The 25,695-nt window shown below is 64.6% G+C and carries 23 protein-coding genes and 1 other RNA gene; 13 read left to right on the top strand and 11 right to left on the bottom strand.

Features of this window, described 5'->3' with window-relative positions:
• Positions 1-5 precede the first annotated feature (5 nt).
• Positions 6-1,211, bottom strand: coding sequence for a glycosyltransferase family 4 protein (locus BC443_RS13870; protein ID WP_071232423.1), 1,206 nt, complete (start codon positions 1,209-1,211; stop codon positions 6-8).
• A 140-nt stretch (positions 1,212-1,351) separates the two neighbouring features.
• Between BC443_RS13870 and BC443_RS13865 the strand changes: the two genes are divergently transcribed.
• From BC443_RS13865 to BC443_RS18845, 4 genes are all read left to right on the top strand, one after another.
• Positions 1,352-2,461 (top strand): glycosyltransferase family 9 protein, encoded by a 1,110-nt coding sequence (locus BC443_RS13865; protein ID WP_071232422.1) that lies wholly within the window; start codon positions 1,352-1,354, stop codon positions 2,459-2,461.
• Complete coding sequence (hldE, locus tag BC443_RS13860) at positions 2,451-3,881, top strand: bifunctional D-glycero-beta-D-manno-heptose-7-phosphate kinase/D-glycero-beta-D-manno-heptose 1-phosphate adenylyltransferase HldE (protein WP_071232421.1); 1,431 nt, start codon at positions 2,451-2,453, stop codon at positions 3,879-3,881. Before BC443_RS13865 ends, hldE begins: the two co-directional genes overlap by 11 nt.
• Before the next feature lie 6 nt (positions 3,882-3,887).
• Complete coding sequence (waaA, locus tag BC443_RS13855) at positions 3,888-5,174, top strand: lipid IV(A) 3-deoxy-D-manno-octulosonic acid transferase (RefSeq protein ID WP_071232420.1); 1,287 nt, start codon at positions 3,888-3,890, stop codon at positions 5,172-5,174.
• Between the two features lie 112 nt (positions 5,175-5,286).
• On the top strand, positions 5,287-5,427 hold the full coding sequence (locus BC443_RS18845; protein WP_157957075.1) for a glycosyl transferase family 90: 141 nt from the start codon (positions 5,287-5,289) through the stop codon (positions 5,425-5,427).
• A gap of 104 nt (positions 5,428-5,531) precedes the next feature.
• On the opposite strand, the gene BC443_RS13850 is transcribed toward BC443_RS18845, so the two are convergent.
• The gene (locus tag BC443_RS13850; RefSeq protein WP_071232419.1) at positions 5,532-6,479 is read right to left on the bottom strand and encodes a histone deacetylase; all 948 of its coding nucleotides are present in this window, start codon (positions 6,477-6,479) and stop codon (positions 5,532-5,534) included.
• Positions 6,480-6,632: 153 nt separating this feature from the next.
• Between BC443_RS13850 and BC443_RS13845 the strand changes: the two genes are divergently transcribed.
• Positions 6,633-7,628 (top strand): 2-hydroxyacid dehydrogenase, encoded by a 996-nt coding sequence (locus tag BC443_RS13845; RefSeq protein ID WP_071232418.1) that lies wholly within the window; start codon positions 6,633-6,635, stop codon positions 7,626-7,628.
• A gap of 60 nt (positions 7,629-7,688) precedes the next feature.
• On the opposite strand, the gene BC443_RS13840 is transcribed toward BC443_RS13845, so the two are convergent.
• Positions 7,689-8,120: a CBS domain-containing protein gene (locus BC443_RS13840; RefSeq protein ID WP_071232417.1), complete on the bottom strand. Its 432-nt coding sequence runs from the start codon at positions 8,118-8,120 to the stop codon at positions 7,689-7,691.
• A 337-nt stretch (positions 8,121-8,457) separates the two neighbouring features.
• A complete protein-coding gene (rpiA, locus tag BC443_RS13835; protein WP_071232416.1) occupies positions 8,458-9,129 on the bottom strand; it encodes a ribose-5-phosphate isomerase RpiA in 672 nt (223 codons plus the stop codon).
• A gap of 187 nt (positions 9,130-9,316) precedes the next feature.
• On the opposite strand from rpiA, the gene ilvA reads away from it, so the two are divergent.
• Positions 9,317-10,834, top strand: a complete 1,518-nt coding sequence (gene ilvA / locus BC443_RS13830) for a threonine ammonia-lyase, biosynthetic (protein ID WP_071232415.1) — start codon at positions 9,317-9,319, stop codon at positions 10,832-10,834.
• A 538-nt stretch (positions 10,835-11,372) separates the two neighbouring features.
• Here ilvA and BC443_RS13825 read toward each other — a convergent pair.
• From BC443_RS13825 to BC443_RS13815, 3 genes are all read right to left on the bottom strand, one after another.
• Positions 11,373-12,062, bottom strand: coding sequence for a 5-formyltetrahydrofolate cyclo-ligase (locus BC443_RS13825; RefSeq protein WP_247643291.1), 690 nt, complete (start codon positions 12,060-12,062; stop codon positions 11,373-11,375).
• Between the two features lie 2 nt (positions 12,063-12,064).
• Positions 12,065-12,249: non-coding RNA, 6S RNA (gene ssrS, locus BC443_RS13820), on the bottom strand.
• Between the two features lie 341 nt (positions 12,250-12,590).
• Positions 12,591-12,911, bottom strand: coding sequence for a cell division protein ZapA (locus BC443_RS13815; protein ID WP_071232414.1), 321 nt, complete (start codon positions 12,909-12,911; stop codon positions 12,591-12,593).
• A gap of 270 nt (positions 12,912-13,181) precedes the next feature.
• On the opposite strand from BC443_RS13815, the gene BC443_RS13810 reads away from it, so the two are divergent.
• The 4 genes from BC443_RS13810 (at position 13,182) to BC443_RS13795 (ending at position 17,919) form a co-directional block, all read left to right on the top strand.
• A complete protein-coding gene (locus tag BC443_RS13810) occupies positions 13,182-13,814 on the top strand; it encodes a UPF0149 family protein (RefSeq protein ID WP_071232495.1) in 633 nt (210 codons plus the stop codon).
• 103 nt (positions 13,815-13,917) lie between these two features.
• The gene (gene pepP, locus BC443_RS13805; RefSeq protein ID WP_071232413.1) at positions 13,918-15,255 is read left to right on the top strand and encodes a Xaa-Pro aminopeptidase; all 1,338 of its coding nucleotides are present in this window, start codon (positions 13,918-13,920) and stop codon (positions 15,253-15,255) included.
• Between the two features lie 117 nt (positions 15,256-15,372).
• Positions 15,373-16,614, top strand: coding sequence for a 2-octaprenyl-6-methoxyphenyl hydroxylase (gene ubiH, locus BC443_RS13800; RefSeq protein WP_071232412.1), 1,242 nt, complete (start codon positions 15,373-15,375; stop codon positions 16,612-16,614).
• A gap of 66 nt (positions 16,615-16,680) precedes the next feature.
• The gene (locus tag BC443_RS13795; protein ID WP_247643290.1) at positions 16,681-17,919 is read left to right on the top strand and encodes a UbiH/UbiF/VisC/COQ6 family ubiquinone biosynthesis hydroxylase; all 1,239 of its coding nucleotides are present in this window, start codon (positions 16,681-16,683) and stop codon (positions 17,917-17,919) included.
• 119 nt (positions 17,920-18,038) lie between these two features.
• On the opposite strand, the gene BC443_RS13790 is transcribed toward BC443_RS13795, so the two are convergent.
• The 3 genes from BC443_RS13790 to gpmI all read right to left on the bottom strand — a co-directional run bounded on the left by BC443_RS13790 (position 18,039) and on the right by gpmI (position 22,481).
• Positions 18,039-19,400, bottom strand: a complete 1,362-nt coding sequence (locus BC443_RS13790) for a S41 family peptidase (protein ID WP_071232410.1) — start codon at positions 19,398-19,400, stop codon at positions 18,039-18,041.
• A 252-nt stretch (positions 19,401-19,652) separates the two neighbouring features.
• On the bottom strand, positions 19,653-20,831 hold the full coding sequence (locus BC443_RS13785) for a peptidoglycan DD-metalloendopeptidase family protein (RefSeq protein ID WP_247643289.1): 1,179 nt from the start codon (positions 20,829-20,831) through the stop codon (positions 19,653-19,655).
• 45 nt (positions 20,832-20,876) lie between these two features.
• Entirely contained in the window at positions 20,877-22,481 is a 1,605-nt protein-coding gene (gpmI, locus tag BC443_RS13780) for a 2,3-bisphosphoglycerate-independent phosphoglycerate mutase (RefSeq protein WP_071232409.1), read from the bottom strand.
• A 530-nt stretch (positions 22,482-23,011) separates the two neighbouring features.
• Between gpmI and BC443_RS13775 the strand changes: the two genes are divergently transcribed.
• From BC443_RS13775 to BC443_RS13765, 3 genes are all read left to right on the top strand, one after another.
• Positions 23,012-23,434, top strand: coding sequence for a rhodanese-like domain-containing protein (locus BC443_RS13775; RefSeq protein WP_071232408.1), 423 nt, complete (start codon positions 23,012-23,014; stop codon positions 23,432-23,434).
• Between the two features lie 112 nt (positions 23,435-23,546).
• Positions 23,547-24,032, top strand: a complete 486-nt coding sequence (secB, locus tag BC443_RS13770) for a protein-export chaperone SecB (RefSeq protein WP_071232407.1) — start codon at positions 23,547-23,549, stop codon at positions 24,030-24,032.
• Positions 24,033-24,036: 4 nt separating this feature from the next.
• A complete protein-coding gene (locus BC443_RS13765) occupies positions 24,037-24,762 on the top strand; it encodes a 16S rRNA (uracil(1498)-N(3))-methyltransferase (protein ID WP_071232406.1) in 726 nt (241 codons plus the stop codon).
• Positions 24,763-24,869: 107 nt separating this feature from the next.
• Here the strand turns inward: BC443_RS13765 and BC443_RS13760 are convergent, their stop codons facing one another.
• On the bottom strand, positions 24,870-25,640 hold the full coding sequence (locus BC443_RS13760) for an exodeoxyribonuclease III (protein ID WP_071232405.1): 771 nt from the start codon (positions 25,638-25,640) through the stop codon (positions 24,870-24,872).
• Between the last annotated feature and the right edge of the window lie 55 nt (positions 25,641-25,695).

Genomic DNA, 25,695 nt, shown 5'->3' with positions numbered 1-25,695 from the left:
GCGATTCAGCCCAGTTGACGGTCAAAGAAAGCCGTCAGCTCGGCGACATAATTCGCCAACGTGTAATCTCTAGCGACCTGTTCGCGGGCACGTAGCGCGATATCACGCCGCAATGGCGGGTTTTCAGCCCATCTCAGCAGGATATCGGCAATGGCTTCAGGGTCGAGCACTTTGGCTTCGACGAGATCGTCGCGGCTGGGCGAGTAGACCTCTCGCGGGCCGGCGATGCAGGCCTCTCCATACTGGGCCAGAACGCGGCGTGGCCGGGTGGGCTCGAGAATTGCCCCATTGCGCGCATCGAGAATGGATTCCGGCAGGCCATCGGCATTGCCGACGACGGTGGGCAGACCGTGGGCCACGGCTTCCTGCACGACGTTACCAAAGGGCTCGCGCCAGGAAGGGCACATGAAGGCGTCGAGCTGAGAGTAGAAGCGAGACATGTCGGCGACGGGCCCGCAGAACGTCACGCTATCGATCAGCTTCCAGCGTTCGGTCCACAACTTGAGCGTTGGCTCAAGCGGCCCTTGTCCCGCGATCCAGAGTTCGGCAGCCGGATATCGCGGCTTGAGCGCTCGCAGAGTCTCCAGGGCGATCATGGGCGCCTTCAATCCTTTCAAGCGGCCGGCGAAACCCAGGCGGAATCGACCTTCGGGGTGCGTCGAGGCCTGCTGCGGCAGGTCGATGGCGTTATTGAGTGTCATCGCGGGCAGGGCGGGATCGAGCCCCCACTTGATCTGCAGGATGCGGTGGGCGGCCTTCGAGATTCCGAGCACGCCTGATAGATTGCGGATGTAGGCGCGCAGGCTGGGATCGTCGTCGGCCAGCCATGCACTGCCGCGTTCGAAGTGGTAGATGGGGATCTCCCTAGGCAACGCCAGGGGGTGACGCGAGATCTTGTTCCACACCAGTAGCGCGCTCGGGGCCAGATCCATCAGCAGCCGTTTCTGGTAGCGCTCCCGCAGCCCCAGGATATCGGGACGCTTGAAGCGGCTTGTTCCTTTGATGCTGTGCAACCTGTTCTCTAGGCCCGAGTAATAGGGATCGAGGTAGGGATGCACGCCATCGGTCTGCAGCAGTACGTGGCTATCCTGTTCTTTCGCGTAACAGTCGAAGAATCGGGAAAAATAGCGCTCGACGCCGCCCAGATTCCTGAGGCTGACCAGATGGGCGATACGGTGGGAATTAGAAAGCGAGGGGGCGTCTTGCATCATGGGCGGCGTGTCTCGAAGGTCATGTCTCGAAGGTAAGGTAGCTGGCGCCATGATAACTCTAGTTCACCATTCTGCGGGTCACACCCGGGGTCGCTTCCGTTAGAATACCCGCTTGATTCGCCGGGAATTCGGTCAACCCCATGAAGCATTCTCTGCCAGAGCAGCCTCGACACATCGGCATCCTGCGCCTGTCCGCGCTGGGCGATGTCTGCAATCTGGTCCCCACGGTGCGTGCCTTGCAGCGCCAGTGGCCCGAGGCTCGCATCACCTGGATCGTCGGCAAGGCCGAGTACAGTCTGCTGGATGGGCTCGATGGCGTCGATCTCGTCGTGTACGACAAATCCACCGGGTTCAAGGGCATGCGCGAGATATGGCGCCAGCTCGCGGACGTGCGTTTCGACGTGCTGCTGCATATGCAGCAGGCGTTGCGGGCCAGCGTGCTGTCGCTGGGCCTCAAGTGCGATGTCCGCGTGGGCTACGACAAGGCGCGGGCCAAGGACTGGCAGCACTGGTTCACGCATCGCCAACTGGCGCCGAATCCACGGGCGCATGTGCTGGAGTCCTTCATGGATTTCGCACGGCTACTGGGCGTCGAGGATACACGCCTCGACTGGTCGCTGCCGGTGCCGAAGGCCGCCTATGACGAGGCCCGCCAGTTGACCGGCGATCAGCCCTATCTGGTCATCAGCCCTTGTGCCAATCCGCGCCTGCGCAATTTCCGCAACTGGTCGGCGGAGGGCTATGCGGCGGTCATCGAGCACGCCTGGCAGCGCCATGGCCTGAGAACCGTGATGAGTGGCGGCGGCAGCCCGCAGGAGCGCGACATGGGCGAGCAGATCCGGCGCTTGTGTCCCGATATCGAGATCATCGACGCCATCGGCCGCACCTCGCTCAAAGGCTTGCTGGCCCTGCTCGATCGCGCCCGCGTGGTGATCGCGCCGGATTCCGGCCCGGTTCACATGGCCAATGCGCTTGGCACACCGACGCTGGGACTGTACGCCACCACCAACCCGGATCGTGCGGCGCCGTATCTGTGGCGGGACCATGTGGTCAATCGGTACCCTGATGCCGTTCGCCGCTATCTGAAAAAGCCCATCGAGGCCGTCAGCTGGGGCACACGCGTGCGTCACGCCGATGCCATGGCGTTGATCACGCTGGACGACGTGGTCGAGCATCTGGATCGGCTGATAGCCGCAACGAGCGATACTGCCCAGGCCGAAGACGTAACGGAGCCCCCGCATGAAGATTGATCTGTCGCAACTGGAGCATGCCCGCCTGCTAGTGGTGGGTGATGTCATGCTCGATCGATATTGGCACGGCGGCACGTCACGTATTTCTCCCGAGGCGCCGGTCCCGGTGGTCAAGGTGGAAGACGCCGACGATCGCCCGGGCGGGGCGGCCAACGTGGCACTGAACATCGCTTCCCTGGGAGGACAGGCCAGCCTGGCCGGAGTGGTCGGAGACGATGACAATGCCGGCCATCTCGAGCGCGCGCTGGAAGCCGCCAATGTGAGTGCTTACTTTCACCGCAGCGCCGACGTGCCAACGATCACCAAGCTACGTGTCATGAGTCGCAACCAGCAGCTCATTCGTCTCGACTTCGAGTCGCCGCTGTGGAATGTCGATACCACGCCGCTGATCGAGAAGGTCCAATCGGCGTTGGGTGATGCCGATGTGGTGATCCTGTCCGACTACGGCAAAGGCAGCCTCAACCGGGTCGAGGTATTGATCGCCGCCGCCCGGGCCGCCGGCAAGCGGGTGCTGGTCGACCCCAAGGGCAGCGATTTCAGCCGCTATCGCGGTGCCAGCGTGATCACCCCCAACCTGACCGAATTCGAGGCGATCGTCGGGCCGTGCGCCGATGACGCCGAACTGGCCGAGAAGGGCGAGCAGCTGCGGGCGACACTGGAGCTTGAAGCGCTGCTGGTCACGCGCAGCGAACGCGGCATGACCCTGATCCGCGAAGGTCTCGCGCCGCTGCATCTGCCGACCCATGCCCGCGAAGTCTTCGACGTGACCGGTGCCGGCGATACGGTGATCGGTGTGCTGGGGCTGGCGCTGGCGGCCGGCCACGGCTTCGGCGAGGCGGTGATGCTGGCCAATCTTGCTGCCGGGCTGGTCGTGGCGAAGCCCGGCACCGCGGTGCTCTCGGTGGCGGAGCTCTACACCGCGCTTCACGGCGACAGCCTCGCCGAGTACGGCGTCATCGAGGAAAAGCCGCTCATCGGCGCGGTGCGTGCGGCTCAGGCAAGAGGCGAGCGCGTGGTGATGACCAACGGCTGCTTCGACATCCTGCACGCCGGCCACGTGGCGTATCTGGAGCAGGCCAAGCGCCTGGGCGATCGCCTGATCGTCGCGGTCAACGACGACGCCTCGGTGGCGCGGCTCAAGGGGCCCAAGCGGCCCATCAATACCCTGGCGCGCCGGGCCCAGGTGCTGGCGGGGCTGGCGGCGGTGGACTGGGTGGTTCCCTTCAGCGAGGACACGCCGGCGCGGTTGATCGAGGCGATCCTGCCGGACCGGTTGGTCAAGGGCGGCGACTATCGCCCCGAGGATATCGCCGGCGGCGAAGCGGTCATCGCCAACGGCGGTGAAGTGCTGGTGCTGGGCTTCGAGGATGGTGTGTCGACCACCACCATGATCGACACCATTCTCGACCGCGAGCGCTGAGCCGCGGTGCGTTCCCGTTCCGGACGATCGTCGCGACTCGCGCGCTGGCTCTACTCGCTGACGATCACGCTGCTCTCACCCCTGATATGGTGGCGGGTATGGCGTGAGTGGGCGCCCACTCACAGGCGCCGAGAACGCCTGGGTTTCATTCAGGTCAGCGGGAGCCGCCCGCGTCTCTGGCTGCACGCGGCCTCGGTGGGGGAAGTCGTCACGGCAACGCCTCTGATTCGGGCGTTGCTGGAGGATCATCCGGATCACGACCTCGTCATCACGACCATGACCGCCACGGGCGCCGAACGTGTCCGCCAGACGTTCGGCGATCGAGTTACTCACCATTTTCTCCCGCTGGACTTTCCCGGTAGCGCGCGGCGCTTCATCGCGCGGTTGAATCCACGCCTCGCGATCATCGCCGAGACCGAGCTCTGGCCCAATCTGCTGGCGGCCTGTCAACGGCGGAACGTGCCGGTGGTGGTCGCCAACGGTCGCTTGAGTGCGTGCGCCTTTCGCCTCTACCAGCGCTTCGGCGCGCTGAGCCGAGGCATGCTCGAGACGATCGCCTGGATCGGTGCCAAGTCGGCGCTGGATGCGGCTCGTTTCGTCGAGCTGGGTGCGCCATCGGCACGAGTGGCCGTCACCGGGGCGTTGAAGTTCGACCTCGACGTGGACGAAGCGACTCGGCAGGCCAGCCGGCAATTGCGGGCAAGCTGGGGGCCGCGGCCGGTCTGGATCGCGGGCTCCACCCATCCGGGCGAGGAGGATCAGGTGTTGATCGCCCACGCCGCGCTCAGGCGCCGCTTCCCGGACGCGCTGTTGATCCTGGTGCCACGCCATCCGCAGCGTTTCGACGAAGTGAATGCTCACTGTCTTAAGGCGGGCGAGCGGGTGCAGCGTCTGAGCGCCGGCCCTGCGCTGACCGCTTCGACGACCCTGCTGCTGGGCGACACCATGGGCGATCTGATGGAGCTCTACGGCTGCGCGGATGTGGCCTTCGTGGGCGGATCGCTCTCGCCGATCGGCGGGCATAACCTGCTCGAGCCGGCGGCGCTGGGCGTTGCCGTGGTCAGCGGCCCCCATCTGGACAACCTGCGCGAGATCGCCGATACCCTGGCGCAGAGCGATGCGCGAGTTCAGGTCGAAAACGGCCAGACGCTGGGAGAGATCCTCGTGGCCCTGCTGAGCGACGACGCGCGTCGACACGAGCTGGGCGAAGCGGGGCGAGCGGTCGTGGCCGCCAATCGCGGTGCGCTGGCACGAACGCGAGCAAAGATCGCTGCACTTCTGAACGTTTCGTAACGTTATCCAGGGGAATCACCGAAGGCTTGGTCTGTCAGAAAAAAGCTCGGCCCGTCAGAAGCGTGTCAGATATGACTGCGACAATCTTCCCAGGGCTCGGACCTTTTGGCTGATGGATGTTCCCGTATGTATCTTCGCCCGGTTCAGGGAAGGCACGCTCGAGCCCTACGTCCACTACGTGCCGCTGGCCGATGACTGCAGCGATCTGGAAGCCAAGATGGATTACTACATCGCTCATCCCGACGAAGCGTAGGCGATCGTGCGCAATGCCAACGCGCACGTGGCACAGTTTCTCGATCCGCGTCGCGAACGGCCGATTTCGCTGCTGGTGATGCACAAGTACTTCGTGCTTTCCGGTCAGTTCGCCGCTGAGCCCTCGCCGCTACGGCTGGACTCGGGGTTCAGCGTCAATGCAGCGAGAAACAACTGGGCGTGACGATCCGCCAGTGCCTTGAGATCGCGGTCGTAACCCCCGCCGATGACGGCGGCAACGGGAATGCCCAGGTCGCGACACCGCGCGAGGACGAACCGGTCCCGGCGGAAAAGCCCCTCGGTACTCAGCGAGAAATGCCCCAGCCGATCACCGGCGTGCACGTCGGCGCCGGCGTCGAACAGCACGAACTGCGGCCGGAAATCGCTCAGGATCGGATCGAGTTCCCGGGCGAGGCAGCGCAGGTAGGCGTCGTCGCCGGTCCCCCTGGATAGCGCGACGTCGCGATCGCTCTGGACTTTCTCGAAGGGGAAGTTGGCCTCGCCATGGATCGAGAACGTGAAGACTCTCGGTTCATGGCGGAAGATCCAGGCGGTGCCGTCGCCCTGATGGACATCGCAGTCGACGATCAGAATCCGCTCGAGACGATGTTCGGCCAGCAGGTCATGTGCCGCGACCGCCAGGTCGTTGAGCAGACAGTAGCCGCTGGCACGATCGGCATAGGCGTGATGGGTGCCGCCAGCGCTGTTGAGCGCCAGGCCGGTTTCCAGCGCCGTCTGCACGGTGGCCAGCGTGCCGCCCACTTCCAGCAAGGTGCGTTCGACCAGCGCCGGCGACCAGGGAAAGCCGCTGGGCGTGCGTCGGGTGGTCGCGATTTCGCCCAGGTAGAATCGCTGCAGGTAATCTGCGGTATGAGTGCGCAGTAGCGCCTTGCTACTCGCCGGGCGCGGCGTCATCCAGCGAACCTCGTCGAGAGCATCGAACCCCAGCGTCGACAGGCGCTCTCGCAGGGCGCGGAACTTCGCCATCGGGAACGGGTGACGCTCGGGCCATTCGCAGCTGTAACCGGGGTGGTGGATGATCGGCAGGGTCACGATATCTCCTGTGGGTGCGGCGACTGGTCTCTGGTGGCGATGCGGGAATTCGCTACGCTAGAGTCTGTTGACGTTCCAGCGCAAACCGCGTTGCTGCACGTGAAACGCCAACCGACCCTAGGGAAAGATTCCTGCCGCTGCGAGTGTGATGTGATGCGAATTACGGTCTACAGTGCCCAGCCCTACGATCGTCGCTTCTTCGACGAGATCCGAGAGTCCCGGTTTGCCGATGCCGGCTTCGAGTGGCTCTATCAGACGGCCAGCCTCGAGGCCGGCACCGTGGCGCTGGCGGAAGGCAGCGATGCCGTCTGCGTGTTCGTCAACGACTGCCTCGATGCCGAGGTGATCGAAGCACTGGCCGCGCTGGGCATCCGGGCCATCGTGCTGCGCTGCGCCGGCTTCAACAATGTCGATCTCGATGCCGCTCATCGGCTTGGCCTGTTCGTGGCGCGCGTGCCGGCCTACTCGCCGGAAGCGGTGGCCGAGCACGCGCTGGCGATGATCATGACGCTGAACCGCAAGACCCACCGGGCATTCAATCGCGTGCGCGAGGGCAATTTCGCCCTCGATGGCCTGCTGGGTGTAACGCTCCACGGCAAGACGGCGGGCGTGGTCGGCACCGGTCGCATCGGCCTGTGCATGGCGCGCATTCTCAAGGGGCTCGGCTGCGAGGTGCTGGGCTACGATCCCTATCCGAGCGATGCCTTTCCTGCCTACGGGGAGATGGTGCCGCTGGAGGCCCTGCTGGCCCGCTCCGATATCGTCTCGCTGCACTGCCCGCTGACCGAGCAGACGCATCACTTGATCGACGCCGATGCGCTGGCGGTGATGAAGCCCGGCGCGATGCTGGTCAATACCTCGCGCGGGGCGCTGATCGACACGCTGGCGGTGATTGCTGCGCTCAAGTCGCGTCAGCTGGGCGCGCTGGCGATCGATGTCTACGAGCAGGAGAGCGAGCTGTTCTTCCGCGATCATTCGGCGGAGATCATCGACGACGATATCTTCGCCCGCCTGACGAGTTTTCCCAACGTGCTGATCACCGGCCACCAGGGTTTCTTTACCGTCGAGGCGCTGCGCGAGATCGCGCAGGTGACCTGCGCCAACCTGGTCGCCTTCGCCGAAGGTATCGACTGCCCCAATCGGCTCTAGGGCAACCATAGGGCAGCTATCCGGACTCGCGGCTGCCCGACGCTCACGCGCGAAAGGCTATCACGCTTCGAGCAGGTTCACGGCCAGGCGGACGAAGTCCACCGAGGACAGGATACCGACCAGGCGGCCGTCGTCGACGACAGGCAGGGCGCCCTGTCTATGGGAAAGCAGTCGCTGTCCTGCCTCGATGAGAGGCGTATCGATGGGCAGTGTCAGAAAATCCTGATGGATGACATCCGCAAGCGGCACCTGCTTGAGGTAATGGTCCAGGCGGTGCGTGCCATGGTCATTGGCAATCCGCAAGGCTTCCCGCAATACGACCTTCTGGTCGAGCAAGCCTGCCAGATGGCCCTGTTCATCCAGCACCGGCACATGACGTATCTTGTGCTCCCGCATCAACTCATTGCCGTCGAAAAGCGTTTGTTCCATACGCAATGTCACGACATTGTGGCTCATGATGTCGGCTACCGAGCCGAGTTTGGCGGTCGTCATATGGGGGTCCTCTGATCGAAGTCGGGCCTGAAGGACCAGGCCCCTCAGGCAGTCACGCCATCGATATCGACGATGGCCAGGACGACGGAGCCAGTATTCGAACGCCACGCCCCGGATCGAGTCCCGAGCCGGGCCTGGTCGAGACCGGGCGGTCAACACAAGGTCGGTCAAAACAGGGCTGCCGGAGCACGAGGATACTGGCCGTCGCCAGTATATCGGCCGGGAGGGCCATAATTTGATCCCGTGCGGCTTTGATTCTGTGCCGCTGTGATTCTGTGCCGCGTTGATCCTGTGTCGTTTAGACCTAACAACGCGCTCGGCCAGGGGCCCGGTGGTCTCAGCGGGTGAAGCGCTCGACACCGTTTGCGCCACCGAGCAGCAGCACGTCGGCCGGGCGGCGGGCGAACAGGCCGTTGGTGACCACGCCGACGATGGCGTCCAGCGCCGTTTCCATCGCTTCCGGCTCGTCGAACAGCTTGTCGTAGCCGTCGAGAATGCGGTTGCCGTTGTCGGTCAGCACGCCGTCGCGATAGACCGGGGTGATGCCCAGCTTGACCATCTCGCGGGCAACGTAGGAGCGCGCCATGGGAATGACTTCGATCGGCAGCGGGAATCCGCCCAGCACTTCGACCCGCTTGCTGGCATCGGCGATGCAGATGAAGCGTTCGGCGCAGGCGGCGACGATCTTCTCGCGCGTCAGCGCCGCGCCGCCGCCCTTGATCATGCGCAGCCTGGCGTCGATCTCGTCGGCGCCATCGACATAGACCGGCACCGTACCGACATGATTGAGCTCCAGCACGTCGATGCCGTGGGACTTCAGCCGCGTGGCGGTCGCTTCCGAGCTGGCTACTGCGCCGCGAAAATCGTGCCGACGCGTCGCCAGCAGATCGATGAAGTGATTGGCCGTGGAGCCCGTGCCCACGCCGATCACTGCGTCGGGCGTCAGAAGGTTGTCGATGTCTTCGAGGGCAGCGGCAGCGACGGCGCGCTTGAGATCGTCCTGAGTCATGTCGGTTCCGGCAGGCTGAAAGGAAGTTCGAGGCATTCGCTCGGCCGATAGTATAGGGCAAGCGCTTATCGCTGCCGATGGCGCTGGACGCTCGGGGCTGGCGTCTGCTAACAATACGGATCCACTATAACCCGTCGTTTTCGAGGCGGGAGCGCTGCACCCCAGCTGTTCGCCAGGACATACCCGAATGCAACTCGAAGATATCGTCAAGAAGATCCTCCAGGCCCGCGTCTACGAGGCGGCCCGGGAGACCCCGATTTCCCCGCTACCTGCCCTTTCTCGCCGCTTTTCCAACCGTATTCTGATCAAGCGCGAAGACCTGCAGCCGGTCTTTTCGTTCAAGATTCGCGGCGCCTACAACAAGATGGCGCAACTGAGCGATGAGCAGAAGGCCAAGGGAGTGATCGCCGCCTCCGCCGGTAACCACGCCCAGGGCCTGGCGATGGCGGCGAAGCAGATGGGGGTCAAGGCCGTCATCGTGATGCCCCGTGTCACGCCGGATATCAAGGTGTCCGCGGTGCGCGGCTGGGGGGCCAAGGTGGTACTCCGGGGCGATGCCTTCGGCGAAGCGTTGAGCCACGCCCGAGAGCTGATCGCCGAGCATGGCTATACCTACATTCCGCCCTACGACGATTTCGATGTGATCGCCGGCCAGGGCACCGTGGCCATGGAGATTCTGCGCCAGCACTCCGGCCCGCTCGACGCGATCTTCGTGCCGGTGGGCGGCGGTGGCCTGCTGGCCGGTGTCGCGGCCTATATCAAGTATCTGCGCCCGGAGGTCAAGGTGTTCGGCGTCGAGGCCGAAGACTCCGCCTGCCTCAAGGCGGCATTGGAAGCCGGGGAGCGGGTGACGCTGGATCAGGTCGGCGTGTTTGCCGAAGGGGTCGCGGTGGCCCAGATCGGCGAGGCGCCGTTCGAGATCCTGCGCCATCACGTCGATGGCGTGATCACCGTCAACACCGATGAGATGTGTGCCGCGGTCAAGGACATCTTCGATGATACGCGGGCCGTGTCGGAGACCTCCGGCGCGCTTTCGCTGGCGGGGTTGAAGAAATACGTGCAGCAGACCCAGGCGCGGGATCAGGCGCTGATGTGCATCAATTCCGGCGCCAACATCAATTTCGACCGTCTGCAGCACGTCGCCGAGCGTACCGAGCTGGGCGAACAGCGCGAGGCGATTCTGGCGGTGCAGATTCCCGAACGGCCAGGCAGCTTCAAGCAGTTCTGCCGCGTGATCGGCCGGCGGATGGTCACCGAGTTCAACTATCGCTACGCCGATCCCGAAGGTGCGCACATCTTCGTCGGTGTGCAGGTCAAGCCGGGCGGGGAGGATCGCGAGGAGGTCATTCGCCGGCTGCGCGAGGCGGACTATCCGGTCGAGGATCTCACCGACAACGAGCTGGCCAAGCTCCACATTCGCCATCTGGGCGGCGGTCGGCCCAGGGAACGCTTCGAGGAAGAGGCCTATCGCTTCGAGTTCCCCGAGCGCCCCGGTGCGCTGATGAACTTCCTTACTCACTTGCCGGCGGACTGGAACATCTCGCTGTTCCACTATCGCAACCACGGCGCCGCCTACGGCCGGGTGCTGGTCGGGTTGCAGATGCCCAATGGTGACCGCGCCCATGCCGAGGAGCATTTCGACCGGATCGGCTATCGCTACTGGAAAGAGACCGATAATACGGCTTACCGGATGTTCATGGCGTAGACCCGTGGAGACCACAGCGATAAGCCATCGACCGTCAGTGCTCATCACGGAATCGGGCAATGGCTTCGCGCAGAGTCTCGAGTCGTTGCAAAAGGTTGAAATGGACGCTGAAAGTGCCTGAAATCCAATTCAGCCTTTTTGTGTAAATGCCGATACTGTTGGGTAACGAAAAAGGTGTCATCTGGGCCGGAAACGCTCTTGTCAAGATTTTGGCCTGACCCTATAGTCGTGCGCGTCGCTGCGGGGGGCAGCGGCCGAACCCAACGCAGCGGAGTCGACATGAAACGCAAGCCCGACTTGGTAATGGCATTGGTATTGATCTTCGGTGTGGGCGTGGTGGCAACGGGCTACGCGCAGACATTGCTGGGCGCTTGAGACCCGTAATCACTCGAGATCGTCTGGTGCATGGCCGCCAGGCTGTCATCGTGTGACGAAGAGCGCGAGGCCATGGGGTGTGGCTGAAGACGGCCGGTAGCGGAAACGCTGCCGGCCGTCGTCGTTTGCGGGGTTGGCCTGACCTCTCGAGCGTCGCCGATCCTCAGCGTCCTGGCTTGACGATCCGCCGGTCGCTGACGATCGCATCCAGCGGCACATCCCAACTGGCCACGGGTAGCGAGCCGACGCGCTGGCAGTCGTGGGCGAGCCCGATCAGGCGCGGCCTGGGGCGACGGTGACGGACGAAGGCAAAAGTGCGGTCGTAGAAACCGCCCCCCATGCCGATCCGCTGGCCGTCGTCGTCGAATCCCACCAACGGCAGCAGAACCGTATCCAGGGCCCAGGCCGGCAGCCGATTGGCGCGATGGGCGCCGAAGCGGGTATCCGGCTCGGCGATGCCGAAGCGATTTCGCGTCATCCGCGTGCCGGCGTGATAGCGCACGAACCACAGCCGGTTGTCGGATAGCGGGCGCAGTACCGGGAGATAGACATGTGCGCGGCGGGCAACCAGCCAGTCGATCAGCGGTTGCGGATCGATCTCGCCATCGTTGGGCAGATACAGCGCCACGCGTCGGGCGCGCTGCAGCTCGGGCAGGCCTCTGAGGCGGCGACAGAGTTCGCGGGAAGCCAGGCGTCGTTGATGCGGGGTCAGGGCGCGTCGGCGTCGACGCAGTTCGCGACGCAGCTCGCGTCTATCGAGGCTGCCACTGGCGTTCGACTCGCCGATCGGCGATGTCGTGGCGGTCCTGGCAGATTCGGTGGTGATCGTTGCGGTGGTCATCTTGAACGACAAGAGAGTTCCCCAGAGTGCCGCTGTCATTCTGGCCCTGAACCTATTGGTTCAAGGTGGGTGGCCGCAGGCAAGCCTTCAGGCTTTCCGTCGCGCGGACATGCACACGGGCCTGCCTAGCATTTGGCCCCCTGGGTACTGCGCATAGGCTCGAGGGACTTGTAATGACTGGCGCACACTCCAGGAAACCCCACTATCGTAGCAGAGCGACCCTTTTTGCCCAATGACGGATTGAGGTACTCGGGAAAGTTTTAGGGTCTGTTGACGTTTCAGCGCGAACCGCGTTGCTGCGCCAAATGGCGCCAGGCCAGGCGCGGGATGTAGAGAAGGGTGGTTCCCTTTTCCAATCCCGCAACGCCGCATGGCGCCATTTGCCGCGCAACCCGAAGGGCCGGGCCAGTTTTTGCACGGTGCTGCGTTATTCGTCGTTCATTTGGAATGACCAAACTACGCTCCTCACGCCTTGCCCCGCACAAAAACTGGCTCCGGCGCGGCCGTGCATGAAACGTCAACAGACCCTAGGGGAAAGCTTCAGGGGGAAGGGGTCTTCTGATCGGGTTCGCCCACCTTGGCCAGCGCGCGTTCGAGCCTCTCGCTCAGGTCGCTCAGGCTCTGTTCGCCGGCACGATGAGAGTCCAGCGCCGTCAGCAGCTCATGGGTGATATTGAGCGCCGCCATGATCGCGATCTTCTCGGCGCCCAGCACCTTGCCGCGGGCATGGATGCCGTGCATGGCGCGATCCAGATAGCGAGCCGAGCGTTTCAGCTGCTCCTGTTCTTCCGGCGGGCAAGCGATCACGTAGGATTTGCCCAGCAGGGTGACTTCGGTCGTCGGGCGAGGCGTGTCGCTCATGATGTCGCTCCGGGGTGGGCGGTGAAGATCGATGCGGTAAGATGGCAGGCATTCGCGTCGCGGGCCGAGCGGCCATCGCCAGGATTCGGCACGCTGCCTGCGGTCGGTGATCGGCCAGGCCGGGAACGGGTTCGAAGCCTCAGCCGCTTTGCCACCGCGATTGATCCGTCACTATAGAGAGCCGATTATGGGCGGTCAACGCGACGCGCAGCCTCGGCTGCCGCGCTGCTTGCCTGCAAACGCTCGCGATCACCAATCATGGATGCCGACATGTCGATCATCAACGACCAGCTCGATTTTTCCACCGTCGCCAATGTCTTTCTCGTGCATGGCAGCCTGCAGTCACCGGCGTTTCTCGACGGGCGTCTGTGCGCCGAGCTGGGCCTGCACGACGTGAGCGCGGAGCGCTGGCTGGAGGAAGTCTGTCTGGCGCTCAACGTCGAGCAGCCGGAAAGCCGCGACGATGCCGACGTGCTGCTGGGCTGGCGCCGCCAGACGCTGGATGCCCTGTCCGCCGCCGAGCTCAACTTCGAACCGCTGTTGCCGGACGAGCTGTTTGCGCTCTCCGAGCGGGCCCAGGGCCTCAAGGAGTGGACGCAAGGCTTTCTCGAAGTCGTCAACGAAGTGGATGGCGAGACCTACGAGGGCTGGTCGTCGCCCCTGAAGGAAGCGCTGGAGGATCTCGGCCAGCTGTCGGCGATCGATGTCGATATCGCCGACGATCCCGAGAACGAGAACGATCTCTTCGCGCTGACCGAGCACGCCCGCATGGCGGCGATGCTGCTCTATACCGAGCAGCACCCCGGCCAGCCCCAGGTGGAACAGCCGGAAGGCGAGCAGGCCGAGACCGAAGCTGGCAAGGCCGCCGCCAATGACGGTGAAACGCCGCCGTCGCTGCATTGAATCGCTCGCGCCTCGGCATCCGCTGCCCGAGGCACGACGTCGAACAACGCCCACACTCCAGGCGCCGCCTGCGGATTCGAGGCGCAATGATCAAGGAGAACGCATGTTACCCGAGCCGTTACCGCGCCCCGCGCCGATCTCGACGGAAGAGTTTGCCGCTCGCCGCGAACGCCTGATGGCGGAGCTGCCGGAAAGCAGCGCCGTGCTGCTGCCGGGCGCCGCGCTCAAGACGCGCAACCACGACAGCGAATACCCGTTTCGCCAGAACAGCGATTTCCACTATCTCTGCGGCTTTCCCGAGCCCGACGCGCTGCTGCTGCTGTTGCCCGGCCGTGAAGCCGGCGAAGCCATTCTCTACTGCCAGGAGAAGGATCCTGAAAAGGAGGCCTGGACCGGCATTCGCATCGGCCCCGAAGGTGCCGTGAGCGACTACGGCATGGACGAGGCATTCGACAATACCCAGCGCCATAACCTGACCGAGCTGCTGGACGGCCGGCAGACCCTCTACCTGCCGCTGGCGGACAGCGCTGCCATGGGCATCGCCGAGAGCGTGCGCAGCCAATTGAGCGCACGAGCGCGGCGCGGAGCGATTGCTCCCACTCGATTCGCCGATGTCAGCGCTCTGATCCACGAACTCCGCCTGACCAAGAGCGAGGCCGAACTGGCGCTGATGCGACATGCGGCACACATCAGCGCGCTGGCGCACCGTCGCGCCATGCGTGCCAGTCGCCCCGGCCGCTTCGAGTATCAACTGCAGGCCGAGATCGAGCACGAATTCGCCTGGCACGGCGCCCGGGCACCCGCCTACGGCACCATCGTCGGCGGCGGTGCCAACGCCTGCGTGCTGCACTATATCGAGAACGCCGCGCCGCTCGAGGATGGCGATCTGGTGCTGATCGACGCCGGCGGCGAGTTCGATCTCTACGCTGGCGACATCACCCGCACGTTCCCGGTCAACGGTCGTTTCAGCGAGGCCCAGCGGGCGCTCTACGACATCGTGCTGGCGGCCGAGGAGCGTGCCGTGGCCGCGGTGAAGCCTGGTGCCACGCTGGAAGCCATTCATCAGGGCGTGGTGCGCGATCTCACCGCGGGCCTGATCGAACTCGGGCTGCTGGAGGACGAGCTGGAAGCCTGCATCGAATCCCAGCGTTACAAGCGCTTCTATCTCCACTCGACCTCGCACTGGTTGGGGCTCGACGTTCATGACGTCGGCAGCTATCGGGTCGATGGCGAGCCTCGACCGCTGGAGCCGGGCATGGTGCTGACGATCGAGCCTGGGCTGTATATCCTTGATGCCGAAGACATTCCGGCGGCGTATCGCGGCATCGGCATTCGAATCGAGGACGACGTGATCGTCACCGAGGCCGGCGGCGAGGTGCTGACCTCGCAGGTACCCAAGGCGGCGGATGATATCGAAGCGCTGATGCAAGGCCAGGGTTGATCATTTTTTGATCAGGCTCGAGAGTGTCTCGAAAATTACGTAACAGGTGTAACCGGCCTGTAGGCCACGTGATTAGAGGCTTTTGAATTCCCAATCGTAATGGAGAGGCTGGCACAGATGTCTCAAACGCAGCAAGCAACCACGGTCGACGTGGCGATCATCGGCGGCGGGCTCGTGGGTGCCAGTCTTGCCTGTGCGCTGGGCGGCTTGATCGAGGCGGAACGAGCGCGTGCGGGTGAACGGGCGCCGTTGCGTGTCGCGATCATCGAACCCCAGCCGCTGCCCAGCGCCGGCGAAGCCAATGCCTACCAGCCCAGTTTCGATGCCCGCGCCAGCGCGATCGCCTACGGTTCGCGGCGCCACTTCGAGCGGTTGGGGGTCTGGTCGGCGATGGCGACGGAAGCAGCGCCGATTCGGCATATCCATGTCAGCGAGCGCGGTCACCTGGGCGCGACCCGGCTCCATGCCGACGAGCTCGGCGTCGAGGCACTGGGCTATGTCATTCCCAACGCCTGGATGGGGCGAACGCTGCATGCGCGTCTCGAGTCACTGCCGATCGACTGGCACTGTCCGGCACGTGTCGAATCGCTCGAGGCCGAGCGTGGCGGCTATCGTCTCGCGCTCGATACCGGCGAGATCATTCATGCCGGCCTGACCGTGCTGGCCGATGGCGGTCGTGGCGGTTTCAAGGAGCGCCTGGGCATCGAGAGCGAGCATCATCCGTACGAACAGACCGCGCTGATCGCCAATATCGAAGTCAGCCAGGCACACGATGGCTGGGCGTTCGAGCGCTTCACGCGGGAAGGGCCGATGGCGCTGCTGCCGCTCGCCGGCCGCCGGATGGAACTGGTCTGGACCCATCGGCAAGGCGAGGTGGAGAAGACGCTGGCGCTCTCCGATCGCGTGTTTCTCGAGCGTTTGCAGCAGACGTTCGGCGACCGCGCGGGGCGCTTCCGCCGTGTAGGACAGCGGCACAGCTATCCGCTGTCCCTGGTCACGGCACGGGAGACGACCCGCCCGCATCTCGCCATACTGGGCAACGCGGCTCATGCTCTGCACCCGGTTGCCGGCCAGGGGTTCAATCTGGCGCTGCGCGGCGTCATGGACCTGGCAGCCGCCATCGAGTCGGCACGGGCGGAAAGTCGTTCCGCCGGCGATCCAAAGACGCTGGAAGAGTTCGAGGCCGCGCGGGCGGCCGATACCCGGCAGATCGTGCGCTTCAGCGATGGTCTGATCCGACTCTTCGGTATCGATCATGCGCCGCTGGGCCATGCGCGTGCTGCGGGCCTGATCGGGCTCAATGCGCTGGGGCCGCTGCGTCGGACGCTGGCGAGGCGTGCGATGGGGATCGAGCGTTAAGCATGCGAGCCACATCAGACAGGCGAGCCAGGTTAGACAATGCGAGTGCACAGGAGAAAACGCGTAATGGATGACAGCGATGTACTCATCATCGGTGGAGGCATCGTCGGCTCGACACTGGCGCTGCTGCTGGGAGAAGCCGGCTGGCGGGTGACGATCGTCGATGCCGCGCCCGCGCCCGAGGTCGACGAAACCCTGGGGCGGGGTAAGCCGGCATTACGCGTCAGCGCCCTGACCGCCGCATCGCAGCGGCTGCTGACGTCGCTGGATGTCTGGCCCTGGCTCGCCGCGCGCCGGGTGGCGGCCTATCGTGGCATGCAGGTCTGGGATGCCGAGGGCAGCGGCGAGATCGGGTTCGATGCCGACGACGTGGGTGTCGACGCGCTCGGGCATATCGTCGAGAACGAGCTATTGCTGGCGGCGCTGGCGCAGCGCCTGCAGGCGTTGCCCAGCGTGGAGTGGCTGTCGGACGTGCGGTTGACCGGCTACGTTCGCGATGCCGGGCAGGCCGTGATCACGCTGGACAATGGCGAACAGCGCCGGGCGCCGCTGATCGTCGGAGCCGATGGCGCGAACTCCCCGCTGCGCGGCATGGCGGGAATCCCGGTTCGTGAGCGCGATACCGGTCAGGCCGCCATGGTCACCACGGTGCGCACCGGCGTCGGCCATGGCGGTGTGGCTCGCCAGGCGTTTCTCGCCACCGGCCCGCTGGCCTTCCTGCCGCTGATCGTCGAGGGGCGGGACGACCATTGCTCGATCGTGTGGTCGACCACGCCCGGCGAGGCCCGGCGACTGACGGCGCTGGGCGAGACCGACGAAGGGCGAGACCGTCTAGGGATCGAGCTGGCGCAGGGGTTGGGAGGGCGATTGGGCGATGTCGAGGTCATCGACGCGGCACCCCATTTCCCGATTACCCAGCGTCACGCCCAGCGCTACGTCGACGATGGTCTGGCGCTGGTCGGCGATGCGGCCCACAGCCTGCATCCGCTGGCGGGCCAGGGCGTCAATCTCGGGCTGATGGACGCCGCTGTTCTCGCCGAGGAGTGGATCCGCGCCCGGCATCGCGGCGCCCCGCCGGGGGACAGGCGCATCCTGGCCCGTTACGAGCGTCGCCGGCGCAACGACAACGCGGCCATGCTCGCCGCCATGCAAGGCTTCCAGCGACTGTTCGGTAGCCGCCAGCCGGCGCTGCGGCTCGCCCGCAACTGGGGCCTTTCCGGTGTCGATCGGCTGATGCCGGTCAAACGGCTGCTGATCCGTCAGGCGTTGGGCGAATATGGCGACCTGCCCAAGCGGTGTCGGTAATCGAACCCTGTCGTGACCCGCCGAAGTTATGACTCCTCTAAGTTGTGACCCGTCGAACCAAAACGGCTGCCCGATAGGCAGCCGTTTCGCGTCTTTCCAGTCTGATTCCGAGGCGCCGCTCAGGGGGTGGCGCTTTCGCCGCTCTTGGCACTTTGCCCCGATCGAGGCCGCTGCACCACATTGAGCGCCTTGAGCAGGTTCAACGCTTCGCTCAACTGATAATCGTCGGCGGCGACCGGGGTGTCGGGATCGTCCAACACCCGATCGGCATCGCCGTTGAGCAGGTGGCCGCGAAGGCTGGATTCCCGCAGCTGGAATCCGCTGTTCTCTTCGACCTCCAGCCGCCCGCGCACCACGCGGACATCGGGAGCGATGCCCTCGGCCTGGATCGAACGGCCGCTGGGCGTGTAGTAGCGCGCGGTGGTGAGCTTGAGACCGTCCCCATTGCCGAGCGGCATGACCTGCTGTACCGACCCCTTGCCGAAGCTGCGCGTTCCCATCAGCACGGCGCGGCCCTGATCCTGCAATGCACCGGCGACGATCTCCGCCGCGGAAGCGCTGCCGCCATTGATCAGCACGACCAGCGGCACGTCGGGAGCGGTCGTCTTGGCGTGAGCGGTGAATCGCATGTCATCGTCGGCCAGCCGGCCCTTGGTGTAGACCACCAGGCCGCTGGAGAGGAATTGGTCGGCGACGTCGACGGCGCTGGAAAGCACACCGCCGGGGTTGTTGCGCAGGTCGAGCACCAGGCCTTCGAGTGGCCCCGACTTCATCAGCGACGCCAGCGCCTCGCGGGTCTGTTCGCCGGTCCGGCTCTGGAACTGGCTGATGCGCAGATAGCCGTAGCCGGGCTCCAGCAGTCGGCTGGAGACGCTCTCGGACTGGATCGATTCGCGCGTCAGCGTCACGTCGCGGGGTTCCTGCTCGCCGTCGCGCAGCAGCAACAGTTCGATATCGGTGCCGGCCTCGCCGCGCATCAGGTCCACGGCTTCCTGCAGGCTCAGATTGTTGGTCGGAGTGCCGTCGATGGCCACGATGCGATCGCCCGGTTGAACGCCGGCCCGGGCGGCGGGGGTATCGTCGATCGGGGCGATGACGGTGAGCTGGTCGTCACGCAGGCCGACCTCGATACCGACCCCGCTGAACTCGCCCTCGGTAGACTCGCGCAGGTTCTGGAAGGCGTCGGCATCGAGATATTCGGAGTGCGGGTCGAGCTGGCTGAGCATTCCGCGCATGGCGTTGCGCAGCAGCGTCTTGTCGTCGACCTGCTCCACGTAGGTGCGCTTGATCCGCTCGAAGACCTCGGCGAAGGTCTGGACGTCCTCGACCGGCAAGCCGTTGGCGGCATCCTGCTCGGCCTGGCTGGACGCGTTGTCGGCCTCGACATCCTGCGCCTGGGCGGCGGGAGCCAGGCCCGTGGCCAGCACCAGGGTGAACAGCAGCGAGCCGAGAAGCGTGGGGGCGGAAACCGTCTTCGGCATGCGATGTGCTGTCGGGCAGGTCCTTTTGGCGAGCAGACCTGTACCGAAAGGCCGTGGGTTCGGGCGGCTTGAATTCATGCAGTCTCCGCGACTCGTGCTGGATAGATGCGTTGCCGGCGCCGATCTCGACACGCCGAACCCGATGGTTGCGGCGTATGGAAAAGCGTCTGACGACACCGAGCCGGTCCGAGAACGGAACGGCGTTTGATAACCCAGCATAGCGTTTCGCCGGGTCGATGATCCAGCGCTCGATCAGCCTTTGCCGATCCAGTTGCCGGGGTTGATCGGGTTGCCGTTCTGGCGCACCTCGAAATAGAGCGCCGGACGCGATTGGCCACCGGTATTGCCGACGGCGCCCACGGTCTGCCCATTGGCGACCTGCTGGCCGGGGTCGACATCGATCTGCTGCAGGTGCGCGTAGAGCGTCAGGATGCCATCGCCGTGATCGAGAATCAGCAGGTTGCCGAAGCCGCGCATCCAGTTGGCAAAGACCACCCGGCCGGCATGCACGGCCTTGATGGCGGTTCCTGCCGGCGCGCCGATCAAGATGCCGTTGCGGTTCACGCCATCGCCGCTGCCGTAGCTCGAAAGCATCGACCCCTGCACCGGCCACGGCAGATCTCCCTGGGTCTTGCGGATAGCGGTGGAAGGCGGCGGCTTCTTCAGGTTGGCCAGCTCCTTCTGCATGCGATCCAGCAGGCGCTCGACGTGCGCGCGATCCTGGTTGAGATCCTCGAGCCGTGCCTGCTCGCTGTCATAGTGCCCGTCGAGCTTGGCGACCAGCGCCTGGCGCTCCTTCAGGCTCGATGCCAGTTGCTGGCGCTGGCGCTCGAGATCGGACTGCACCTCGCTCAGCCGCGAGCGGCGCTGATCGAGTGCCGCCAGGTTGTCGTCCAGTTGCCGGTTCAGCGAACGGAGCTCTTCGAGTCGCTGCTGGCGGGCCGACGACAGCGCATTGAGATAGTGCTGCAGCCGATCGACCTCGGCCGGATCGTCCTGGTTGAGCAGGAGTTTCAACTGGGGTGTGGTGCCGAGGCGATAGAGCGCATCGAACTGGCGTGCCAGCGCCTCGCGCTGCTGTTCGCGATCGGCGGCGAGCGACTGACGCTGCTGCTGAAGCTTGTCGACTTCGCCATCTAGCTGACGGCGTTCGGTCCGAAGGGCATCCAGGCGCTTGTGGGTCTGGCCGATCGCCGTTTCGACCTGTTCCAGCTCGTCCTGGGCGTCGCCGCGGGCAGCCTGGGTCTCTTCCAGCTTGCCCTGCAGCGCCTGAATGTCGGTTGCCAGACTATCCAGCCTGGCGCGGGCCTCCCGAGGGTTGGCCTGGCCGAAAACGGGGCCGGCCAGCAGCAGGCTGCCGACCAGCAAACAGACGATGCCGCCGTTGACCGGCCCGCGCCGAAAAGCAGACCCATCCCGCTGACGACTCACGTCTGGCGAACCCTGTCATGGTGGATGAAGTGCGGTACGCCGACGTCACGCATCATCGATCAGTACGTTACCGGTCATCTCTTCGGGGATGGGCTGATGCAGCATGTGCAGCAGTGTCGGCGCCAGGTCGCAGAGCCGCCCGTCCGGCTTGAGCCTGAAGGACTTGTGGCGGCCGGCCTGGTTTTGACAAACCTGATTTTTGCAAACATAGACCAGCGGCACCATGAACGTGGTGTGCGCCGTATGCGGATTGCCGGTTTCAGGGTCGACCATCATCTCCGCATTGCCATGGTCTGCGGTGACCAGGCACTCGCCACCGGCCTTCTGGATCGCCTCGACGACGCGGCCCAGGCAGACATCGACAGCCTCGATCGCCTTGGTGGCGGCATCGAGATCGCCGGTATGGCCGACCATGTCGCCGTTGGCGTAGTTGCAGATGATCAGGTCGTACTTGCCATCCTCGATCGCCTTGACCAGCGTGTCGGTCAGTTCGAAGGCGCTCATCTCCGGCTTTTCGTCGTAGGTCTTGACGTCCTTCGGCGACTGGATCAGCGCCCGGTCTTCGCCCTCGAACTTGGCCTCGCGACCGCCGGAGAAGAAGAAGGTGACGTGGGCGTACTTCTCCGTCTCGGCGATACGCAGCTGGGTCAGGCCGTGGCTCGCGGCCACTTCCCCCAGCGTGTTGACCAGATCCCGGGGCGGGAAGGCGACCGGCGCGTCGATGTCGTCGGCGTAATGGGTCAGCGTCACCAGGCCTTTACCGGCCAGCTTGACCTGCTCACCGCGATCGAAACCGTCGAAGTCCGGATTGACGAATGCACGGGTCAGCTCGCGCGCGCGGTCGGCGCGGAAGTTGAGAAACAGCGCGGCGTCGCCATCGGCCATGACGATCTTGTCGCCGTTGGGGCGCACGGCGGTGGCGCTGACGAACTCATCGGTCTCGCCGCGCTCATAGGCCGCGGCCAGCCCGGCTTCGGCGCTTTCGGCGACATGCTCGCCTTCGCCGAAGCGCACCACGCGGTAAGCCTTCTCGACACGATCCCAGCGGTTGTCCCGGTCCATGGCGAAGTAGCGGCCCACCAGCGACGCGACGAAACCGTTCTCGGCGCCGACTAGTTCGGCCAGCCTGGCGTTGGCGCGCTCGATCGAGGCACCGGCGCTCTTGGGTGCGGTGTCACGACCGTCGGTGAAGGCATGCAGGTAGATTCGCTTGGCCCCGCGCGCGGCGGCCAGCTCGGCGACTGCCAGCAGGTGGTCTTCGTGGCTGTGTACGCCACCGGGGGAGAGCAGCCCCATCAGATGGACGGCCTTGCCGTTGGCGACGGCGTCGTCGATCGGCGCGGTCAGCGCTTCGATCGTCTTCAGCTCGTCGTCTTTGATCGCCTTGGTGATGCGGGTGAAATCCTGATAGACGATCCGCCCGGCGCCGATGTTCATGTGGCCGACTTCGGAGTTGCCCATCTGGCCGTCGGGCAGGCCCACGTAAGGGCCGTCGGTATGAATCAGGGTATTGGGATAATCGCGCTTGAGGCGATCCATGACCGGTGTATCGGCGGCGGCAACGGCGTTGTTGGCGCTGTTGTCGTTCTGGCCATAGCCGTCGAGAATCAACAGCGCAACGGGACGCGGAATGCTGGAAGTATCTGCCATGACAAGCCTCGAAAAATCGGATGAACGGCGTGAGTCGTGTCGGAACCTAGCGTTTGGAACCAGAGAGACGCGATGCTGTCATTCTGGAATCAAGGCTTCAGAGGATAGCGCACCCGGCGGGTCGGGTCAGCCATCCGGCGGGAATGGCACGCCCGCCGTCCTTGCCTCGTTTCACCGACGCCCTCGTGTATAATGGCCGGCGCCCGCCAGGAGTCTGCCGGGCTTGGCCGATCGTCGCGAGAAAAACGGGTTTTGAGTCAAGTTCATCGATCGGATAAGGCGAATAGCCCGCTATTTAACGCATCCGATCGAATGAAGTTGGCCAAAAGCCCGGAATTCGCAGCAGATCAGTGCTAAGCCCGACAGGCTCCTAACGGGCCAGGATTTTCAGCCGTTCGCGTTCCGAGCAACCAAGGCGCCATGCCGGATTGCAAGACGCGGTTTGACGCAGACGCGCCAAGGGCGGAGTCGCACGCCATGCCGGCGTTTTGCGATCCCATTGGCCCCAGAATTAGAGTGTCGGCAGACCCATGATCGATCAGTTGTTCGAATTCGTCGAAAACCATCCGCTGCTGGTCAGCGCCTTCCTGGTCGTCCTCCTCGCCTGGCTGGCGTTCGAGGCCAAGCGTGGCGGTGCCTCCGGTGTCTCCACCAACGAGGCCACCTCGCTGATCAACCGCGAAGATGGCGTGGTGATCGATATTCGCGAGAGCAGCGAGTTCAAGGCCGGGCACATCGCCGGCGCCAAGAACGTCCCCCAGGCGCGCCTCAAGGAACGGCTGACGCAGATCGAGAAGTACAAGGACACGCCGGTCATCGTGGTCTGCAAGCAGGGCCAGGCGGCGGGTGCCGCGGTCACCGAGCTCACTCAGGCCGGCTTTTCGCGCGTCTACAAGCTCAAGGGCGGCATGGCCCAATGGCAGGCCGACGGCCTGCCGGTGGTACGGCGCTGATCCCGGCCCGGCAATGAGTCGGCCTGGCCGCGTGGGCCTCCGGCCAGTCATCCCAACGACATTTCGGCCAACCAGTCTGGCTAGTCATTCAGGAACGTAAAGGAAACGCATCATGGCGGAAGACAACAATCAGCAGGGTTCTCAGGACAAGCCGCAGTTGCAATTCTCCCTGCAGCGCATCTACGTGAAGGACATCTCGTTCGAATCGCCCAATGCGCCCGGCGTGTTCCAGCAGCCGTTCAAGCCCAAGGTCGGCCTGGATCTCGACACCACCAGCCAATCGGTGGGTGAAGATCTGTACGAAGTCGTGGTCAAGGTGACCGCGCAGGTCTCCAACAACGAAGACGGCGCGACGGCGTTTCTGGTCGAGGTCGAGCAGGCCGGCCTGTTCCGCATTTCCGGTCTCGCCGGCGACCAGCTCGATCACACGCTGGGCGCCTTCTGCCCCAATGTGCTGTTTCCCTATGCCCGGGAATGCATCGACAGCCTGGTCGGCCGCGGCAGCTTCCCTCCGCTGATGCTGGCGCCGGTCAACTTCGAGGCGATGTACGCCCAGAAGAAGCAGCGCACCGCCCAGGCCAGCGAAACCACGCAGTAAGCCCATGGCCAAGCCGCGTATTCATGTCGCCGTCAGCCTTGTCGCTGGCGGCGATGTCGTTCTGCCGGAAGGGCCGGCTCGCCACGTGGCGCTGGTGCTGAGGCTGCGTGAAGGCGCGCCGCTGACGCTGTTCGATGGTGCCGGCCACGAGGCACAGGCGACGCTGGTCGAAGTGGGTCGCAAGCGAGTCGTCGCGCGCATCGAGCAGTTGAGCGCAGGTAGCGGGGAATCGCCGTTGCGCGTGCATCTGGGCCAGGCGATCTCCAAGGGCGATCGCATGGACTACGCGATCCAGAAGTCCGTCGAACTCGGCGTGGCCGCAATCACCCCGCTCTATGTCGAACATGGCGACGTGCGCCTCAAGGGCGAGCGCGAGGCCAAGAAGCTGGCCCATTGGCAGGGCGTGGCAGTCAGCGCCTGCGAGCAGTGCGGGCGCGCCAGCGTGCCGACGATCCATCCGCCGCAGACGCTGGCACAATGGCTGGCCGGACGGGGCGAAAGCCTCAGGCTGGTGCTGCATCCCGCCACCGACGACAGCTGGCGACAGGCGGATTCAGCCGATTCGGCTGCGCTGCTGATCGGCCCGGAAGGCGGGCTCAGCGAGGCCGAAGTCGAGGCCGCCCGGCGCGGCGGTTTCCAGCCGCTCACCCTCGGCCCGCGTATTCTGCGTACCGAAACCGCGCCGGTGGTGGCGCTGACGCTGTTGCAGCATCACTTCGGGGATCTGTAGCCGAATCCAGCCCGCCTCGAAAAACACCCCGCCATCCGATGTCCGGCTGGCGGGGTGTTTTCGTTGCGAATCGCTGACGGCTGCTGGCGTGCGGCGTCGAGCGGCGATTACAGCTCGAGATCGTACTCGACGATCAGCGGGGCGAACTCGCTGAAGGTTGCGTCGGTATCGATCCAGGCGTTTTTCACGTTGCGCCGGAAGTTGGGGCCGACGACCTGATAGTCGAGGCGCCAGCCTTCCTGGCGGGAACGCGGTACTTCCTGATCGAGCCTGGGCCACCAGGTGTACTGGTTGGCGTCCCGGTTGACTTCGCGGAAGGTATCGATGAAGCCGGTCGGGCCGAATACCTGATCCATCCAGGCGCGCTCTTCGGGCTTGAAGCCGGGCGTCGTCTGGTTGTCGGTCCAGTTGGCCAGATCGAGCGTCTTGTGCGCGATGTGCCAGGTGCCGCAGATGATGTACTCGCGACGCTTGCGAGCCATCTTGTTCAGGTACTCGAGATACTGGGTCATGAACGTCTGCTTGGCGGCCGAATCGTCGTCGCCGCTCGGCATCAGGAAGGTCGCGACGCTGAAGCGGTCGTAGTCCGCCTGCAGGAAGCGCCCTTCGTTGTCGCACTGCTCGAAGCCCAGACCATACATGATGGCCTTGGGGATCTTGCGGCAGTAGAGCCCGACCCCGGAGAAGCCATCCTGCTCGGCGTCCAGGAAATAACCTTCGTAACCTTCCGGATAGAGAATACTGTCATCGAGCTCGAAGCTCTTGGCCTTCAGGTTCTGCACGCAGACGACGTCAGCATCCTGTTCGGCCAGCCAGTCGAGAAAGCCCCGCTCGACGGCCTCTCGGATCCCGTTCACATTGATGCTGGCGATTTTCATACAGTGTTCCTTCTTTGTCGCGCGTGTATGATACCCGAGCTTGAAAGGTTTAGGT

The sequence above is a fragment of the Salinicola sp. MIT1003 genome (genome assembly GCF_001858555.1).
Lineage (GTDB): Bacteria > Pseudomonadota > Gammaproteobacteria > Pseudomonadales > Halomonadaceae > Salinicola > Salinicola salarius.
This window is presented reverse-complemented; position numbering and strand designations above follow the sequence as displayed.

Excerpts from the sequence above, each read along its gene's own strand:
- gpmI (WP_071232409.1), bottom strand. The coding sequence starts at position 22,481 with ATGGCAGATACTTCCAGCATTCCGCGTCCCGTTGCGCTGTTGATTCTC.
- BC443_RS13845 (WP_071232418.1), top strand. The coding sequence starts at position 6,633 with ATGCGAATTACGGTCTACAGTGCCCAGCCCTACGATCGTCGCTTCTTC.
- BC443_RS13760 (WP_071232405.1), bottom strand. The coding sequence starts at position 25,640 with ATGAAAATCGCCAGCATCAATGTGAACGGGATCCGAGAGGCCGTCGAG.
- BC443_RS18845 (WP_157957075.1), top strand. The coding sequence starts at position 5,287 with ATGGATGTTCCCGTATGTATCTTCGCCCGGTTCAGGGAAGGCACGCTC.
- BC443_RS13765 (WP_071232406.1), top strand. The coding sequence starts at position 24,037 with ATGGCCAAGCCGCGTATTCATGTCGCCGTCAGCCTTGTCGCTGGCGGC.
- BC443_RS13795 (WP_247643290.1), top strand. The coding sequence starts at position 16,681 with ATGGATGACAGCGATGTACTCATCATCGGTGGAGGCATCGTCGGCTCG.
- hldE (WP_071232421.1), top strand. The coding sequence starts at position 2,451 with ATGAAGATTGATCTGTCGCAACTGGAGCATGCCCGCCTGCTAGTGGTG.
- ubiH (WP_071232412.1), top strand. The coding sequence starts at position 15,373 with ATGTCTCAAACGCAGCAAGCAACCACGGTCGACGTGGCGATCATCGGC.
- BC443_RS13815 (WP_071232414.1), bottom strand. The coding sequence starts at position 12,911 with ATGAGCGACACGCCTCGCCCGACGACCGAAGTCACCCTGCTGGGCAAA.
- BC443_RS13810 (WP_071232495.1), top strand. The coding sequence starts at position 13,182 with ATGTCGATCATCAACGACCAGCTCGATTTTTCCACCGTCGCCAATGTC.
- BC443_RS13840 (WP_071232417.1), bottom strand. The coding sequence starts at position 8,120 with ATGACGACCGCCAAACTCGGCTCGGTAGCCGACATCATGAGCCACAAT.
- BC443_RS13865 (WP_071232422.1), top strand. The coding sequence starts at position 1,352 with ATGAAGCATTCTCTGCCAGAGCAGCCTCGACACATCGGCATCCTGCGC.
- ilvA (WP_071232415.1), top strand. The coding sequence starts at position 9,317 with ATGCAACTCGAAGATATCGTCAAGAAGATCCTCCAGGCCCGCGTCTAC.
- rpiA (WP_071232416.1), bottom strand. The coding sequence starts at position 9,129 with ATGACTCAGGACGATCTCAAGCGCGCCGTCGCTGCCGCTGCCCTCGAA.
- pepP (WP_071232413.1), top strand. The coding sequence starts at position 13,918 with ATGTTACCCGAGCCGTTACCGCGCCCCGCGCCGATCTCGACGGAAGAG.
- BC443_RS13775 (WP_071232408.1), top strand. The coding sequence starts at position 23,012 with ATGATCGATCAGTTGTTCGAATTCGTCGAAAACCATCCGCTGCTGGTC.
- secB (WP_071232407.1), top strand. The coding sequence starts at position 23,547 with ATGGCGGAAGACAACAATCAGCAGGGTTCTCAGGACAAGCCGCAGTTG.
- BC443_RS13790 (WP_071232410.1), bottom strand. The coding sequence starts at position 19,400 with ATGCCGAAGACGGTTTCCGCCCCCACGCTTCTCGGCTCGCTGCTGTTC.
- BC443_RS13870 (WP_071232423.1), bottom strand. The coding sequence starts at position 1,211 with ATGATGCAAGACGCCCCCTCGCTTTCTAATTCCCACCGTATCGCCCAT.